General features: G+C 66.4%; 16 protein-coding genes. 7 read left to right on the forward strand and 9 right to left on the reverse strand.

From position 1 onward, the window contains the following. Positions 1-150 precede the first annotated feature (150 nt). The 3 genes from ACIPPQ_RS09650 to ACIPPQ_RS09660 are packed head-to-tail and all read right to left on the reverse strand — an operon-like array spanning position 151 to position 2,686. Complete coding sequence (locus ACIPPQ_RS09650; RefSeq protein ID WP_446543889.1) at positions 151-1,314, reverse strand: Gldg family protein; 1,164 nt, start codon at positions 1,312-1,314, stop codon at positions 151-153. Beyond that, positions 1,311-1,712, reverse strand: coding sequence for a hypothetical protein (locus ACIPPQ_RS09655; RefSeq protein WP_446543890.1), 402 nt, complete (start codon positions 1,710-1,712; stop codon positions 1,311-1,313). The genes ACIPPQ_RS09650 and ACIPPQ_RS09655 overlap by 4 nt, the downstream gene beginning before the upstream one ends. Next, on the reverse strand, positions 1,709-2,686 hold the full coding sequence (locus tag ACIPPQ_RS09660; RefSeq protein WP_446543891.1) for a cysteine synthase A: 978 nt from the start codon (positions 2,684-2,686) through the stop codon (positions 1,709-1,711). The genes ACIPPQ_RS09655 and ACIPPQ_RS09660 overlap by 4 nt, the downstream gene beginning before the upstream one ends. 193 nt (positions 2,687-2,879) lie before the next feature. On the opposite strand from ACIPPQ_RS09660, the gene ACIPPQ_RS09665 reads away from it, so the two are divergent. Continuing rightward, positions 2,880-5,006, forward strand: a complete 2,127-nt coding sequence (locus tag ACIPPQ_RS09665; RefSeq protein WP_446543892.1) for a TonB-dependent receptor — start codon at positions 2,880-2,882, stop codon at positions 5,004-5,006. Here ACIPPQ_RS09665 and ACIPPQ_RS09670 read toward each other — a convergent pair. The 5 genes from ACIPPQ_RS09670 to ACIPPQ_RS09690 form a co-directional block, all read right to left on the reverse strand. After that, complete coding sequence (locus tag ACIPPQ_RS09670) at positions 5,003-5,722, reverse strand: hypothetical protein (RefSeq protein ID WP_446543893.1); 720 nt, start codon at positions 5,720-5,722, stop codon at positions 5,003-5,005. The two genes, ACIPPQ_RS09665 and ACIPPQ_RS09670, sit on opposite strands and share 4 nt — an antisense overlap. A 42-nt stretch (positions 5,723-5,764) precedes the next feature. Next, positions 5,765-6,505: a 3-oxoacyl-[acyl-carrier-protein] reductase gene (fabG, locus tag ACIPPQ_RS09675; RefSeq protein ID WP_446543894.1), complete on the reverse strand. Its 741-nt coding sequence runs from the start codon at positions 6,503-6,505 to the stop codon at positions 5,765-5,767. Between the two features lie 19 nt (positions 6,506-6,524). Continuing rightward, complete coding sequence (locus tag ACIPPQ_RS09680) at positions 6,525-8,495, reverse strand: beta-propeller domain-containing protein (protein ID WP_446543895.1); 1,971 nt, start codon at positions 8,493-8,495, stop codon at positions 6,525-6,527. Between the two features lie 74 nt (positions 8,496-8,569). Continuing rightward, on the reverse strand, positions 8,570-9,508 hold the full coding sequence (gene fabD, locus ACIPPQ_RS09685) for an ACP S-malonyltransferase (protein WP_446543896.1): 939 nt from the start codon (positions 9,506-9,508) through the stop codon (positions 8,570-8,572). Between the two features lie 44 nt (positions 9,509-9,552). Next, positions 9,553-10,380: an LD-carboxypeptidase gene (locus tag ACIPPQ_RS09690; RefSeq protein WP_446543897.1), complete on the reverse strand. Its 828-nt coding sequence runs from the start codon at positions 10,378-10,380 to the stop codon at positions 9,553-9,555. A gap of 55 nt (positions 10,381-10,435) precedes the next feature. On the opposite strand from ACIPPQ_RS09690, the gene ACIPPQ_RS09695 reads away from it, so the two are divergent. The 6 genes from ACIPPQ_RS09695 to ACIPPQ_RS09720 all read left to right on the forward strand — a co-directional run bounded on the left by ACIPPQ_RS09695 (position 10,436) and on the right by ACIPPQ_RS09720 (position 15,020). After that, complete coding sequence (locus ACIPPQ_RS09695; protein ID WP_446543898.1) at positions 10,436-11,824, forward strand: Mur ligase family protein; 1,389 nt, start codon at positions 10,436-10,438, stop codon at positions 11,822-11,824. Positions 11,825-11,982: 158 nt separating this feature from the next. Next, positions 11,983-12,348, forward strand: coding sequence for a 30S ribosomal protein S6 (rpsF, locus tag ACIPPQ_RS09700; RefSeq protein WP_446543899.1), 366 nt, complete (start codon positions 11,983-11,985; stop codon positions 12,346-12,348). An 11-nt stretch (positions 12,349-12,359) separates the two neighbouring features. Beyond that, positions 12,360-12,584 (forward strand): 30S ribosomal protein S18, encoded by a 225-nt coding sequence (gene rpsR, locus ACIPPQ_RS09705; RefSeq protein WP_037517582.1) that lies wholly within the window; start codon positions 12,360-12,362, stop codon positions 12,582-12,584. Between the two features lie 13 nt (positions 12,585-12,597). Beyond that, the gene (gene rplI, locus ACIPPQ_RS09710; protein ID WP_327457511.1) at positions 12,598-13,221 is read left to right on the forward strand and encodes a 50S ribosomal protein L9; all 624 of its coding nucleotides are present in this window, start codon (positions 12,598-12,600) and stop codon (positions 13,219-13,221) included. Between the two features lie 93 nt (positions 13,222-13,314). Then, entirely contained in the window at positions 13,315-14,364 is a 1,050-nt protein-coding gene (locus ACIPPQ_RS09715; protein ID WP_446543900.1) for a hypothetical protein, read from the forward strand. Beyond that, positions 14,364-15,020 (forward strand): Fe2+-dependent dioxygenase, encoded by a 657-nt coding sequence (locus ACIPPQ_RS09720; RefSeq protein ID WP_446543901.1) that lies wholly within the window; start codon positions 14,364-14,366, stop codon positions 15,018-15,020. The genes ACIPPQ_RS09715 and ACIPPQ_RS09720 overlap by 1 nt, the downstream gene beginning before the upstream one ends. A gap of 15 nt (positions 15,021-15,035) precedes the next feature. On the opposite strand, the gene folE is transcribed toward ACIPPQ_RS09720, so the two are convergent. After that, positions 15,036-15,638, reverse strand: coding sequence for a GTP cyclohydrolase I FolE (gene folE / locus ACIPPQ_RS09725; RefSeq protein WP_446543902.1), 603 nt, complete (start codon positions 15,636-15,638; stop codon positions 15,036-15,038). Positions 15,639-15,857: the final 219 nt, after the last annotated feature.

Consider the following 15,857-nt stretch of genomic DNA (forward strand, 5'->3'; position numbering starts at 1 on the left):
GGTGGAAAGGGGTAATTTAGGGTGAAATAGGGAATCTAACCCCCATTTACCGCAAAAAGCGCTCCGAATTGGGTAAATACCGGTCTCATGGCGCAGGCAAGGCGCCGCACGTGTACGACAGTCGGGGTAAATCGGGGCGAAAACGCCGACTCAAATGGCGCGGGCGCGGATCCAGAGCGGGTGCAGCGAGGCGCTCCCCGCGCCGCGCCAAAGGTGCGCGAACAGCCATTCCATCGTGTCGGCCTGCCGCAAATGGTCGGCGCCGGGGACAAGCGGTCGCCACAGCGGCGCGAAGATCAGGTCGGCGTCGCCAACGAGCCATACCTCGCCCGCGCCGATCGAACAGCGCGCGACATGACGGTCGGCGAAGGCGCGGCAGGCCGTCGGCAGCCGGTCGAAGCGCCCGGCGCTGAACAGGCGGAGGCGCGCGCCATCGATATCGGCGGGGAGCGCGGCGCCCTCGTCGCCGGGCGCCGCGCCCAGCGTCACACCCCAATGATCGAGCAGCGGGGTGAGCAGGCTGGTCACCGGCGGATTGCGTGGATCGCCCAGCGGATGGCGGGCGGGCCAGCCCGAGAGCGCATCGGCAAGCACGACCGCCCGCCCGCCCCCACGCACGAAGGCATCGATCGCAACCAGTTCCTGCGGCGCCAGCGCGCGGGGGTGCGCGATCAGCAGGGTGCCGCCGGGCGGCGGCACATGGTCGGCGAGGCTGTCGACCAGCGACACCGGCCCCGCTGTCATCAGGCGGGCAAGCGCGGGGTCGTCATTCGTCCCTTCGGCGATCATCGCCGCAATCCCCTCGCCCGCCGACCAGCGCAACGGCAGGCCGGTGAGCATCGTGACCGCGGGCGCATCGGCGGAAGCCGCGCCGGGTCGGTAAAGCGATGCGAGCAGCGCATGTCCGCCGCCGAACCAGCCGACCACAAGCAGCAGCCCCGCCAGCCACGACAGTCCTCGCGTTCCGGGGCGCCATTGGACGATCCGGTCGCCGAGCCATGCCGCAAGCGCGCCTGCCAAAATCGTCGCGAGCAGTTGCAGCCACCCCGCCGATCCCGCGAGAATGACCGCAAGCGCGGCCTGCGCGATCGCCAGGAATAGGAGGGTCAGAAGGCAGGTGCGCTTTCGCGTCGCGGCGGGTTCATCGCGTTGCCATCGCGCGAGGAGCAGCATCGGCAGCGCAAGCAACGGGATCGCCAGCGTCGGGTCGATGCGTCCGAGCAACACCTGTCCGCCCGCGATCCACGCCAGCGCGGCAATTGCGACGGCAATTGTCAGGGCGCGCAGCATCGGCCGGCGCGGTGCCGCGGTCACTGTTTCGACTGGCGCGCGCGCTGGAGGGCGGGGTCGGGTTCGAGGTCGGGGACGCTCGACACCGAGGGCGCCGCCTGCGGCACCTTCGCGGCGGTCGCGGCATTTTCATCCTTCGACGAAGGCTGGACCGCCTGCACGCCGAGCTCTTCCAATGGCGCACCGCTGCTTTTCAGCTCGTCGCCGGGCATCTTCACCTCGGCCGTTGCGGCGACGTCGCCCGCGGCGCGTTCACGCGCACGTTCGCCGATCAGCCCCGCCATGCCGACGAGCAGCAGCACCGTGAGCACCCCCGCAATGCCGATCTGCAGGCGGCGCATCGTGTCGTTCACCGGTGCGACGGGCGCCGGGGGCGGCGCGGGTTGCGGCGCCGGACTGGTGTCGATCCTGATCCCGCTCACGCCGCCGCCTCCAGACCTTTGCTCGCCAGCCATTCGGGGTTGTAGAGCGTCGAAAGATAGCGAAACCCGCTGTCGCACAGGATGGTTGCGATCCGCTTGCCCGGGCCAAGCTGCCGCGCGAGCGCCATCGCGCCCGCGACGTTGATCCCCGACGACAGGCCGAGGCACAGCCCCTCCTCGTCGAGCAGCGCGCGGACGACCGCCAGCCCTTCGGCATCCGAAATGCGGAACTGGGTGTCGATCGGCGCGCCGTCGAGGTTCGCGGTGATGCGGTTCTGCCCGATCCCCTCGGCGACGCTGGTTCCTTCGGCCTTCAGTTCGCCGCACTGGTAATAATTATAGAGCCCGGCGCCGTGCGGGTCGGTGAGCGCGACGACGATGTCGGCATTATGCGCCTTCAGCCCCAGCCCGGTTCCCGCGATCGTGCCGCCGGTGCCCGCGGCGCAGGTGAAGCCGTCGATGCGGCCGTCCATCTGCTCCCAGATTTCTTCGGCGGTGCCGAAGATGTGCGACTTGCGGTTGGCGATATTGTCGAACTGGTTCGCCCAGATCGCATTGTCGGTTTCCTCGGCGATGCGGCGCGACGTGTGGACGAAATGGCCGGGGTTGGCGAAGGGCGCGGGCGGGACGAGCACCAGTTCGGCACCCAAGGCGCGGATCGTCGCCATTTTTTCGGCGCTCTGGTTGTCGGGCATGACGATGATCGTCTTGTAACCGAGCGCGTTGCCGACGAGCGCTAGGCCGATGCCGGTGTTACCCGCGGTTCCCTCGACGATCGTGCCGCCGGGGCGCAGGCTGCCGTTCGCCTCGGCGTCGCGAACGATATAAAGCGCGGCGCGGTCCTTCACCGATCCGCCGGGGTTCGCATATTCGCACTTGCCCCAGATTTCGCAGCCGGTGGCTTCGCTCGGTCCCTTCAGCAGCACCAGCGGGGTGTTGCCGATGAGGTCGAGGCTGTTTGCAGCAATAGTCATGCGCCTGATCTAGGGCGGCCCCCGTCGCGCCGCAAGACAGCTTCGCTTGCCCCGCCGATGGCCGGCGTTTGTCGACTAACGGACATCGGCGTCCGACGAACGACAGGCCGAAGCGACCTCGGGGGTTGTCATTGTAACAGTATATCATTACTGGGTGCGCCACCAGGTCGCCATATAACAGGACTCTCCCCTTATGCGTTTGCTTTGCTCTGCCGGTTTCACCTTTGCCCTCTTCCTCGCCGCCCCCGCCTTTGCGCAGGACCGCGCCGCGGCAGGAAGCGACGATGATGTGCACACGGGCGAGCCGATCGTCGTGACCGCTCCCTATGTCCGCAGCCTCGACATCCTCGGCAATGTGTCGGTGCTCGAAGGCGACGAACTGGCGCGCGATATCCGCGGGCAGATCGGCGACACGCTGACCCGCCAGCCCGGCGTATCGGCGACGAGCTTCTCACCCGGTGCGTCGCGCCCCGTCCTCCGCGGCTTTTCGGGCGAGCGCGTGCGCGTGCTGACCGACGGTATCGGATCGATCGACGCGTCGAACACCTCGGCCGACCATGCCGTCACCATCGACCCGCTGACCGTCGAGCGCATCGAAATCCTGCGCGGCCCCGCGGTGCTGCTGTTCGGCAGCCAGGCGATCGGCGGCGCGGTGAACATGTTCGACCGCCGGATTCCCCGCAAGGTGCCCGCCGACCATGTCCATATCGACGCGATCGGCGGCTATGCGACCGCCGCCAACGACCGCAACATCGGCAGTTCGATCGACGTCGCGCTGAGCCCGCAGATCGTCGCGCACCTCGACGGCAGCTGGCGCAAGACCGGTGACACGCGCAGCGGCGGCTTTGTCTATGCCCCCGGAATTCGCGACGACCTGCTCCATCTTGCAGAGCATGAAGTCGAGGACGGACATCTCGACGAGGCGGCGGAACTTACGGCGCAGGCGGGCAAGCGCGGCAAGATCGACAATACGCAGAGCGAGACCTGGACCGCCGGTGGCGGCATCTCGTTGATCAACGATGGTGGCCAGCTCGGCATTTCGATCGGCTATTTCGACACCAATTATGGCGTGCCCGACCGCCCGGACACCGCGCACGATCATGGCGGCGAGCATGAAGAGGGCGGCCACGAGCATGGCGAAGGCCCCGTCACCATCGGTATGAAGCAATGGCGCGCCGACCTGCGCGGCGAAGTCGAGCTGGGCGACGGCTTCTTCGACAAGCTGCGCATCCGCGCAGGCTTTGCCGATTACAAGCACACCGAGTTCGAAGGCGACGAAATCGGCACCGTATTCGCCAACCAGGGCGTCGAAGGCCGGATCGAGCTGGCGCAGAACGACCGCGGCGGCTGGCGCGGCGCGAGCGGCGTGCAATATAGCCACCGCGACTTCGATGCGGTCGGCGCCGAAGCCTTTGTGCCGCGCAACCTGACCGACCAGTTCGCGCTGTTCACGTTGCAGGAACTGACGATGGGTCCGCTCGGCCTCGAAGCCGCGGCGCGCTATGAAAAGACCAATGTGCGCGCGCAGACGCTGGGCTTCGAACGCAATTTCGACAGCTTTTCGGGCGCGCTCGGTGCGACCTATGACCTGTTCGAGGGCGCGAAATTCGGCGTCTCGGTATCGCGCGCGGTGCGTGCGCCATCGGCCGAGGAGCTGCTGTCGAACGGTCCGCACATCGCGACCCAAAGCTTCGAGCTTGGCGACCCGAATCTGAAGCGCGAGTCCAACTGGGGCGCCGAAGCCTCGTTCAAGATCAAGACCGACGCCTTCAACCTCAGCCTCACCGGCTATTCGAACTGGTTCGACAATTTCATCTATTCGGCCGCGACGGGCGCCGAAGAGGACGAATTGCCTGTCTTCCAATATTTCCAGCGCGACGCGCGCGTCTGGGGCTTCGAGGCCGAAGCGAGCGCGCGGCTGGCGCAGATCGGCGGGTTCAACATCGTCGGCGACGTGACCGCCGACATGACGCGTGCGAAGATCAAGAACGCAGGTCTCGACCGCAATGTCCCGCGTATCCCGCCGCTCCGCATCCTCGGCGGGCTCGAAGCGCAGGGCGAGCGTGTCGATGCACGCGTCGAGGTCGAATGGACCGACGACCAGACGCGCACCGCACAGTTCGAGACCCCGACCGACGGCTTCACGCTCGTCAACGCCTCGATCAGCTGGCGTCCGCTTCCCGATACGAAGAATCTGACGCTCGGCCTGTCGGCGAACAATATCTTCGACGTCGAAGCGCGCCGCCACGCCAGCTTTACCAAGGACTATGTGCCGCTGGCCGGCCGCGATTTCCGCCTGACGGCTCGGGCGAGCTTCTAGTTCTCCGACGGCGGAACGGGCTCCGGCGACGGCGCTCGTTCCGCTTCGGCTGGCGGCGGCGCGATCACCGCTTCGGGTGTCGGCTGCGCCGGAACCGGGGCCGCGACCGCCTCCACCGGAGGTGTCGCTGCAACGGCCTGTTCCGGCTCGGCGAGGAGTGCTCGCGGAATCACGGTCCACGCTGACAATGCCTGGCGCTGGCGCCAATAGATCGACGACACCGCTGCATAGGTGCCGACGCTTTCCCATGCGGGCGAGCTGAGGTTTTCGGCATCGATTCCGCCTTCGATGAAGGCCTGGACCAATATCTTGACCTGCTCTTCGCCCATCTCGCCCGACAGGCGCGGATTGCTTCGGCCCGGTCCAAAGTCGAGCGCCGTGTCGATCGTCGAGCCGGACAGCCCGTAACCGGCCAGCCGGGAGATCAGCCATTCGCGCAATATGCGGCTGACCCCATAGTCCAGATAGGCCTTTTTCTGCGCAGCATCGAGCGTGAAGCCGGCGGTGCAAGCATCGGCGATGGTCGAAAACTGGCCGATCAACCGTTCAGAACCCGAATTGCCGCCGTCGCCGATCAACGCGTCGGCGAGCAGAGTCCTGAACGCGGGGTCGGCCCTGTCGACCGCACAATCAAGCTTGTCTCCCAGCTGCGCCGACGCCGCGACCGGCAGCATCGCCGCCGCCAGCATGCCGCTGCACCAAAGGAATCTGAGCATAAAGCGTCCCTCCCCAACCGGGGCTCATACGCCCCGCCTGGCTCAGGATAGCATGGCCATCCCGCCGTTCACATGCAACGTCTGCCCGGTGACATATCCGGCTTCCTTCGACGCCAGATAGACCACGGCGGCCGCGATATCGTCGCCGGCGCCCATCCGGCCCGCGGGGATGCGCTGGTTGAGCGCTTCTTTCTGCGCGTCGGGCAGGTCGTCGGTCATCGCGGTGGCGATGAAGCCCGGCGCGACGCAGTTCGCGGTGACGCCGCGGCTCGCGAGTTCCTGCGCCAGCGCCTTGGTCATGCCGGTCACGCCCGCCTTCGACGCGGCATAATTGGCCTGCCCCGGATTACCCGTCGCGCCGACCACGCTGGTGATCGAGATGATACGGCCAAAACGCGCCTTCATCATCGGCTTCGCCGCAGCACGCGCGAGGCGGAAATTGGCTTCGAGGTTGATGCGGATGACGTCCATCCACTCCTCGTCCTTCATGCGCATGATCAGATTGTCGCGCGTCACCCCGGCGTTGTTCACGAGGATGTCGAGCCCGCCCAGCGCCTCGACCGCCGACGGCACGAGTGCATCGACCGCCGCGCCGTCGCCGAGGTTGCACGGCAGCGCGACATGGTCGCCGCCGAGCGTGTCGCGAAAGGCACCCAGCTTGTCGGCGTTGGAACCCGACACCGCGAGCCGCGCGCCCTGCGCCGCGAGCGCCTGCGCGATGGCCGAGCCGATACCCCCGCTGGCACCCGTCACCAGCGCGGTCATCCCTGAAAGATCGAACATTTTATCCTGTAGCTCCTTGTCAGCGGCCCGTCCGGCGGCGCGGGGTGAAGTCGATGCGCGCGCTTTCGCGCACCGTCCCGGCCTGCCAGCGGCCTTCGACAAGCTCATAGCCCATCAGGGCGAAGATGCGACCGCCAAAAAACACCGGACGCGCGTTGCCGTACCAGTCGACGCACGAGGCGAGACAATGATCTTCGCCTTTCCCCGGCCGCGCGTCGAGCGTGCCGGCGAGCGACAGGTCGCGCTGGTCGCGGCGCAGATAGAGGATCGACGCCGCGCTGCCGAGATATCGGGTGCCGCCGTCGCGCTCGCGCATCACCGGCAGCCCCAGTAGCCCGTCGTCGCCGTCGCTGCCGGGATCGGGTCGGTAAAAGAAGGCGTGGCTGCGATTCTCGCCCTCACCCGCCGCGGGGAAACGAAAGCGGCTCGCGAGGGCAGGACGCGCGCCGAGCGCGACCGTCGAGAAGACCAGCGCATTGCCCTCGCCCGATCCCACGACGATCGCGTCGCGGCCCATGATGTCGATCCGCCCGACACCATGGCCGGGATCGAGCGGCACGACGGCTCCTCCGTTCAGCGGCACCGCATAGAGCGGCGCGGTCTTCGCATCCTCCTTCCGCAAGTCGCGATGCCCCTGCCCGCCCGCATATAGCAGCCAGTCGCCGACGAAGCGGTTCTGCCGTTCCCAGCTCTCGACGCCCGGCAGCGCGCGATAATCCTTTGCGTCTACCTTCTCCGCGCCGTTGCCGAAGCGCGTCGCGGCGAGATGCAGCAACGCCATATCGCCCTTGTCGTTCGCCTCTGCCTGCCACATCGCATCGCCGCCGCCCGCCGCCATCGTCAACACGTGGAGCGAGCCGTCCTTTTCCTCGCGAAACGAGAATTGATCGAGCGGCATGCCGGCGACCTCGACCGCCTGTGGCGCCTTTCCATCAAGAGGGATGCGATAGAGCATGGCGCGATTGTCGTCGGCGCTTTCGCCCCACTCGGGGCCGAAGCCCGTCCACACATAAACCGCGTCCTGCGAGACGTAGAAATTGCGCGCCCAGCCGCCGAGGACATTGTTCGCGTCGCAATCCATCCCGTCGCCGCCGAGATCGCAGATCATCACGCTGTGCAATATCTCGCCCGACAGCCGGTCGTCGTGCCAGGCCGGCTCGGGCATGTAGATTTCCTCGGCGGTCGCGAAGGGCTTGAAGCGGCCGACCTTGCCCTTTTCCCACGCCGCGAGCGCGGGCAGGCTGTTGCCCGGATCGGCTTCCAGATAGAGCGGTGCGTAGAAGATCAGCTTGTCACCGATCAGCCGCGAGGCATAGTTGCGCGACGAATAATAGTCGCCCGAGCGCAGATAATGGGTGTCGCGCCACTCAAGCTTGCCGTCGTCCGACAGCCGGAAGCGGTTCACTTCGGTGCCATTGCGCGCATAGCTATAGCCGAGCACGACCACCGTATCGCCGCTGACGAGCATTTCGTCGTACCAGGTGCCCTCGGGGTCGCTCTGGCCGGGAAAGACATCGACCGCCGCGACCGGACGCATGCCGCCGCCCGCGGCGTCGATGGTGAAGAGGCGGCCACGGCGAAGCACGATCAGCAGATCGCCCTGTTTCTTGACGATGCCGCCCTCGTCGACCCCCGCGGTCTGGACGTTGGTGATGCCGTCGCCCTCGGGCGCGGCGCGCGCGGCGGGCTCCTCCGGGGCGGCAGCGGCATCCGCACCGGCCGCTGCAACCTCCAGCGCGGCGGGCTCCGACAGATCGTAGACGACGTTCCCGGCCTTTCTCGCTTCCTCCTGCGCCCGTTTCAGGCGCTTGGCGAGAAAGGCCCTGAATTCGGCTTCTCCCGCAAAGGCGCGCATTTGCCCGCTCCCCTGCGTCGTGGCCGCAAATTGCTGCGACGACCCCGGGGACGCGCCGACCCAGAGCGGTGCCGCCAGCAGCCCGGCCACCAGCGCCCACTGACCATAAGCCCAAATTCGCGTGAACCCGTCCATCGCCCTCTCCCTTGGCCTGAACCGAAAGGCGATGATACTTTATCTCTTAAGTAGAGAAAAGGCCTATTCGTCGGTCAGAGCGACTTGAGCAGGGCTTCGATGTCGTCCATCGAAATCACGCTGACCGTCTCGACTTCGCCCGAGGCGCTGCGCTTGACCATCGGCGAGAGGACCTTGCCGCCGAATTCGACGAAGTGCGTGACGCCAATGTCCTCCATCGAGGCGACGCTTTCGCGCCAGCGAACGCGGCCGGTGACCTGGCTCACGAGCAGGTCCCGGATCGTGTCGGCGTCGCTGACCGGGCTCGCGGTGACATTGGCCACCACCGGTACCAGCGGCGCGGCAGGCGGGTTCGCGCCGAGCGCCTCGGCCATCGCGTCGGCGGCGGGCTGCATCAGCGGGCAGTGGAAGGGCGCCGACACCGGCAGCAGCACGCCGCGCTTGATCCCGAAATCCTTGACCAGCGCGACCGCGCGTTCGACCGCGCCCTTGTGGCCCGAGATCACGACCTGCGACGGGTCGTTGTCGTTGGCGACGGTGCAGACCTCGCCCTCGGCCGCCGCATCGGCGAGCTTCTGCGCGGTGTCGATGTCGGCGCCGAGCAGCGCCGCCATCGCGCCGACGCCGACGGGTACCGCCGCCTGCATCGCCTGCCCGCGCGTCTTCAAAAGCCGCGCGGTGGTCGCGAGGTCGAAGGCGCCCGCGGCGCAGAGCGCGCTATATTCGCCGAGGCTGTGGCCCGCGACATAATCGGCCTTGGCGGCGAGCGTCACGCCGCCTTCCTTTTCGAGCACGCGCAAGGTCGCGATCGCGTTCGCCATGATCGCGGGCTGGGCATTTTCGGTGAGGGTGAGCTGGTCCTCGGGGCCTTCGCTCATCAGCTGGAACAGCTTCTGGCCGAGCGCGTCGTCGACCTCCTGGAACACCTCGCGCGCGACGGGCGAGGCCTCGAACAAGGCCTTGCCCATGCCGACGGCCTGGCTGCCCTGACCCGGAAAGATGAATGCGCGCATGATGCGTCCCCTGAAGAATATGGATTTGGCCCGCGCCTATTCCCTCACCCCGCGCGATGCAAGCCGAAGGGCACGACCTTGTTCGCCGCGTCGTGGCCGATGTCGGCCCGCCCGAGCCACGGAATGCCGGTGCGATGACACCAGTCCTGCGCAATCTCTTCGGCCTCCATGCCGAAAGGGCGGTCGTTTTCGGGAACGGCGCTGACGCGGCCGAGCCGCAAACCGGCGAGTCCGCGCGGCGCGAGGCTGGTCGCCATATGGAAGAAGGCGCGGTCGAAGGCGTAGAGATATTCGCTCACTTCCTCGACGAGCAGGACATGCGCCGACAGGTCGGGTTCGAGCGGGGTGCCGAGCAGCATCGACAGCGTCATCAGGTTGAAGGCCGCGTGACGCGCGCCGTGCTGCAACCCCGCCTCGCACGCAGCAGGATCGCGCGCGACGAGCCAGTCGAGCGCACGCAAAACGGCGGCATCGCCGCCATCGCGGCGGATATCGGCGACCATCGGGCCGTGCGCGACATGGTCGAAACCCTCGCGATAGAGCGCGCCCAGCAAATTGCCCTGATCCGAATAGCCGAGGAACGCCTTGCCCCGCGCGACGTCGGTCATCGCGGCGACCGCATCCTCGGCGATCCGGCACGCGCCGTAACCGCCGCGTGCGAACCAGACCGCGTCGATATCGGGGCGGTTCGCCATCTCGACCAGCGCGGCGAAGCGGTGCCCGTCCTCACCGGCGAAATGACCGTGCGTCGCAAAACACTGCGGATCGAATTCGAGTTCGATGTCCGAATAGCCGAGGCTGGCGAGCGCGCGCACGGCTTCCGCATCGTCGGGCAGGATGGGGGTCGAAGGGGCAACGATCCCGATACGCAAATCCTGTCCCCTGCCCTGCCTTGCCAAACCTGACCCAAGCCCATATCGCGCCGCGATGGCCGAAAACAAATCCTATTTCTTTTGCGGCATCGGCGGGTCGGGCATGTTGCCGCTCGCGATGATCGTCGCGGCGCGCGGCGCCGCGGTTTCGGGGTCGGATCGCAGCCGCGACCAAGGCCGGACGCCCGAGAAATTCGCCTGGCTCGAAAGCCAGGGCATCGCTTTCTATCCGCAGGACGGCAGCGGCCCGAAGGCGGGCCAGATCCTCGTTGCCTCGGCAGCGATCGAGGACAGCGTTCCCGATATCGCCGCGGCCAAGGCGCTCGACCTTCCCCGGATGACGCGCGCCGACCTCAACGCCGCGCTGTTCAACGCCGCAGGCAAGGCGATCGGCGTGGGAGGAACGAGCGGCAAGTCGACGGTCACCGGGATGATCGGCTGGATCCTCGAGAGCGTGGGCCGCAAGCCGACCGTGATGAACGGCGCGGTGATGCGCAATTTTTCGGGCGCCGAGATGCCCTTCGCCAGCGCGCTGGTCGGCGATGAGGATTTTTATGTCAGCGAGGTCGACGAAAGCGACGGATCGATCGCGCTCTACCAGCCCGATGTTGCGGTGGTCACCAACATCAGCCTCGACCACAAGAGCCTCGACGAACTGCACCGCCTGTTCGGCGACTTCACCGCCAAGGCGCGCATCGCGGTGATCAACGCCGACGATCCCGAATCCGCCCCGTTGATGAACGGCGGCAACAATCTGCGCTTCGGCTTTGGCGACGGCGCGGCGATGCGCGGCAGCGATTTCGAAGCGCTGCCCGACGGCTGCCGTTTTGCAGTGAGCTTTGCCGACGACCGCCACGAGGTCCGGCTGCGGATGCCGGGGCGCCACAATGCCGCGAACGCCCTCGCCGCGATCGCCGCCGCGCGTGCGGTCAACATACCGGTCGCGCAGTCGGTCGCAGCACTCGCCGATTTTACCGGGCTCGCGCGCCGCTACGAGGTGCTGGGTCAGGCCGGCGGCGTCACCGTCATCGACGATTTCGCGCACAACCCCGACAAGGTCGCCGCGACCCTCGCCGCCGTCGCCGAGCTGCCCGGCCGCGCCCTGCTCTTCTTTCAGCCGCACGGCTATGGCCCGCTGCGGCAGATGGGCAAGGAACTTGCGGCCAGCTTCGCCGCCGGGATGCGCGAAGGCGACCGGCTGTTCGTGTGCGATCCCGTCTATTTTGGCGGCACGGTCGATCGCAGCATCGGCAGCGAGGCGCTCGTCGCCGACATCGTCGCGGGCGGAGCCGAAGCCGCGCACCTGACGACCCGCGCGGCATGCGGCGCGGCGATGCTCGACGAGGCCAAGGCGTGCGACCGCATCGTCATCCTCGGCGCGCGCGACGATACGCTCACCGAATTCGGCCACGAACTCTTGGAAAAGCTGGCCGTCCGCGCTTGATTTCTCCCCGCGAATCTGTATAGGCGCGCTCATTCGGGGCGAGGCCTTGTGCCGTTCGCCCCGTTTGCTTTGCATCAATACGCAAGGCTTGACGACAGCCGGAGGGGTTTCGCGATCGGCGCGAAATCAGCGATCGGCCAAATCGAAGGAAGCGCACCATGCCGTTTTACGAGCATGTCTTTATCGCGCGTCAGGACCTGAGCCAGGCTCAGGTCGACGCGCTGGCGGAAACCGTCACCAACGTCATCGGCGAATTCAAGGGCACGGTTCACAAGACCGAGACCTGGGGCCTCAAGCAGCTCGCCTACAAGATCCAGAAGAACCGCAAGGGTCACTATGTGATGCTGTCGGCCGAAGTGTCGGGCGAAGCGATCGCAGAGATCGAGCGCCAGGCTGCGATCAACGAAGATATCATCCGCTGGCTCACCATCCGCGTCGACGAACTCGAAAAGGGTCCGTCCGTGATGATGCGCAAGCAGGAACGTCGTGGCGGCCGCGGCCGTGACCGCGACGGCGAAGAATAAGGAAAACGACCATGGCACGACCCTTTTTCCGCCGCCGCAAGACCTGCCCCTTCAGCCAGAAGGACGCACCGGTCATCGATTACAAGGACGTCCGTCTGCTCCAGGGTTACCTGTCGGAGCGTGGCAAGATCGTCCCGTCGCGGATCACCGCGGTGTCCACCAAGAAGCAGCGTGAGCTGGCAAAAGCGATCAAGCGCTCGCGCCACATCGGCCTGCTCCCCTACATTGTGAAGTAAGGAGGGCGGACCGATGGAAATCATCCTGCTCGAACGTATCGAGAAACTCGGCGGCATCGGCGATGTCGTCACCGTCAAGAACGGCTTTGCCCGCAACTACCTGTTGCCCAACAACAAGGCGCTGCGCGCGAACGACACCAACCGCAAGCTGTTCGAAGCCAACCGCTCGAAGATCGAGGCCGACAACGCCGAACGTCGCACCGACGCCGAAGGCCGCGCCAAGGACATCGACGGCAAGCAGGTCGTCCTGATCCGCCAGGCGTCGAACACCGGCCAGCTTTACGGTTCGGTTTCGGTCCGTGACATCGTCGACGCGCTTGCCGAAGACGGCGTCGAAGGCGTGACCAAGTCGATGGTCGAACTCGAGCGCCCGATCAAGTCGCTCGGCCTCGTCGACGTCAAGGTCAAGCTGCACCCTGAAGTCGCCGTGACCGTCGGCGTCAACGTCGCGCGTTCGCCCGACGAAGCCGAAATGCAGAAGCAGGGCATCGACGTCATCGCCGCGATGTTCGAGGAAGAACAGGCCGAAGCGGTTGCGACGGCTCTGGAACCCGACAGCGAGGACGAATTCGAAGACGCGACGCCGCCTTCGGAACTCGCTCCCGAAGCTGCTGCGGACGAAGCCGAAGAAGCTTAAGCTTCATCTCGCCAAAGCCTTTTGAAAGGGCCGCGTTTCCCGATGGAGACGCGGCCCTTTTCTTATGCCCCGCCCTTTCCTATGGCAGCGGCGATGGCCGACGATCGCTTCCATTCCCGTTTCGCCGCCGACGCGAGCCTGCTGCCGCACATGGCGGATCTTGCGAACGACCGGGTATTGATCGCGCTGCTCGGCGAGGCCGATTACCGTTCGGCAAGCTTCCTCGACCAGCGGCTACTCACCGATCGCATCGGGCGCGAGTGGATGGCGTGGGACGCGCTGCCCGACCTTGGCCCCGCCGCGCCGCGGCCCGATTTCATCTTCCATATTGGCCATGTCGGATCGACGCTCGCCTCGCGCCTGCTTGCCGAGGCCAGCGGCGCGCTTCCGCTGCGCGAGCCGATGCTGCTGCGCACGCTGGCGCAGGTTGCCGAGCGGATCGACCGGCCGGAATCGGTGTGGTCGCCCGAACTTTACCGCCAACGTCTTGCGCAGATACGCGGCTGGCTCGGTCGCGGCTTCGGCCCCGGCCAGCGTGTGATGGTCAAGGCGTCGAGCGTGATCACCGCAATCGCCGGCGAACTGACGAGCGGCGATGGCCGTGCGCTGTTCCTCTACGCTGCGCTTCCCCGCTATATCGAGACGATCCTCGCCGGCGAGGCCTCGATGGCCGAGACGCAGGCGCAGGCCCCCGCACGCATGGCGCGGCTCGCAGCCCTGCTTCCCGATTTCCCGCACGCGCTGTGGCAGTTGCCGCCGGTCACGCGCGTCGCGATGAGCTGGCTTTGCGAGATGGCGACCGCGCAAAACACGCTGCCGCCAGGCGACCCGCGTTACCTGTGGGCCGATTTCGAGGCGATGCTCGCCGATCCCGCCGCCGCGCTTGCGGCGCAAGCCGGACATTTCGCCTTGCCCGCCGACAAGGCGCGCATCGACGCCGCGCTCGCCGGGCCGATCATGCGCCAATATTCCAAGGCGCCCGAACATGGTTACAGCCCGGACCTTCGCCGCGAACTGCAGATGCAGGCGGCGGCGGAACACGCATCCGCCATCGCCGAAGCGATCGCATGGGTTGAAGCGCTCACCGCACGCTATACAAGCCTTGGCGACCTGCCGATCCGCGGCAACGGGGAAAGCCGATAATGTTCAAGCTCGTCCAGCTGCTCGACGATGGCGCCGTTCACGCGCTGCGCGAAATTGCCGCCAGCGGCAAGTTCGTCGACGGAAAGATCAGCAACCCGCATTCGACGGTGAAGAACAATCTCCAGCTCCACGACGCAGGCGCCTACGAACGCTCGTCGAAGATCCTGCTCGACGCGATGGTGCAGAATCCCGATTTCATGGAATTCACCTTTCCCGCGCGTATCGCGCCGCCGCTAATGACGCGTTACACGCCCGGCATGCACTACGGGCTGCATCCCGACGCCGCCTATATCCCCCTGCCCGACGGCCAGTTGCGGACCGATGTCAGTTGCACGGTGTTCCTGAACGACCCCGCCGACTATGACGGCGGCGCCCTGCATGTTCAGCTCGGCAATGCCGACCTGCGCTTCAAGGAAGCGCCCGGCGTCGCCATCGTCTATCCGTCGCACACGTTGCACGAGGTCGAACCGGTGACGCGCGGCGAGCGGCTGGTCGCAATCACCTTCATCCAGAGCCTGATTCCCGACGTCACGCACCGGAACCTGATGTACGAACTCAATGAGGTCGCGGCGATCGAGGGCCGCAAGATGGACCCGGCTAACTTCACGCGGCTCCAGGCGGTCCAGTATCAGCTGCTCAGGATGTGGCGGCGCTAGGCCGCCCCCTATCCATCAATAACCCATCAGGCTCAGAACTTCCTTGCGGCTGCTCTGGTCGTTCAGGAAACAACCGAGCAGGCGGCTGGTCACCATGCCGACGCCGGGCGTGCGGACGCCGCGCCCGGTCATGCAGCCATGCTGCGCATCGATGACCACCGCGACGCCGTGCGGCTGGAGATTGTCCCAGATGCACTTCGCGACTTCGGCGGTCAGGCGCTCCTGCACCTGCAACCGCCGCGCATAGCCGTTGAGCACGCGCGCGAGCTTCGAAATGCCGACGACGCGGTCGCGCGGCAGATAGGCGATCGACGCCTTGCCGGTGATCGGCGCCATATGGTGCTCGCAATGCGACTGGAACGGGATGTCGCGCAGCAGCACGATCTCGTCATAGCCGCCGACTTCCTCGAAAGTGCGCGACAGGTGGATCGCCGGGTCGTCGGCATAGCCCGAACAATATTCCTTCCACGCGCGCGCGACGCGGCGCGGGGTATCGAGCAACCCTTCGCGCGCCGGATCGTCGCCGGCCCATTCGATGAGCGTGCGGACCGCGTCGGCGACATGATCCGGCACGACCAGCTTGCCGTCGGGTCCCAATTCACTCTTGCTGTCGCTCATCGCCGCGCTTTCACTGTTGCCATCATGCCGCACATTTCGACGTCCGGACGCCGATAAGCAAGGGCCAGACGGAAAGAAATTGTCCTCTCCCATCAACTTTACGTTGCGGAATCTTGGCTTTTTGACTTTTCGGAGAGGCGCGGTTTCGCGTCCTTTTTTGGGCCAAACAAGTGACTTGACGCTTTCGTCAACTCGGCGCACCTTCACCTTGCATTACAG

This window comes from Sphingopyxis sp. LARHCG72 (assembly GCF_052871675.1).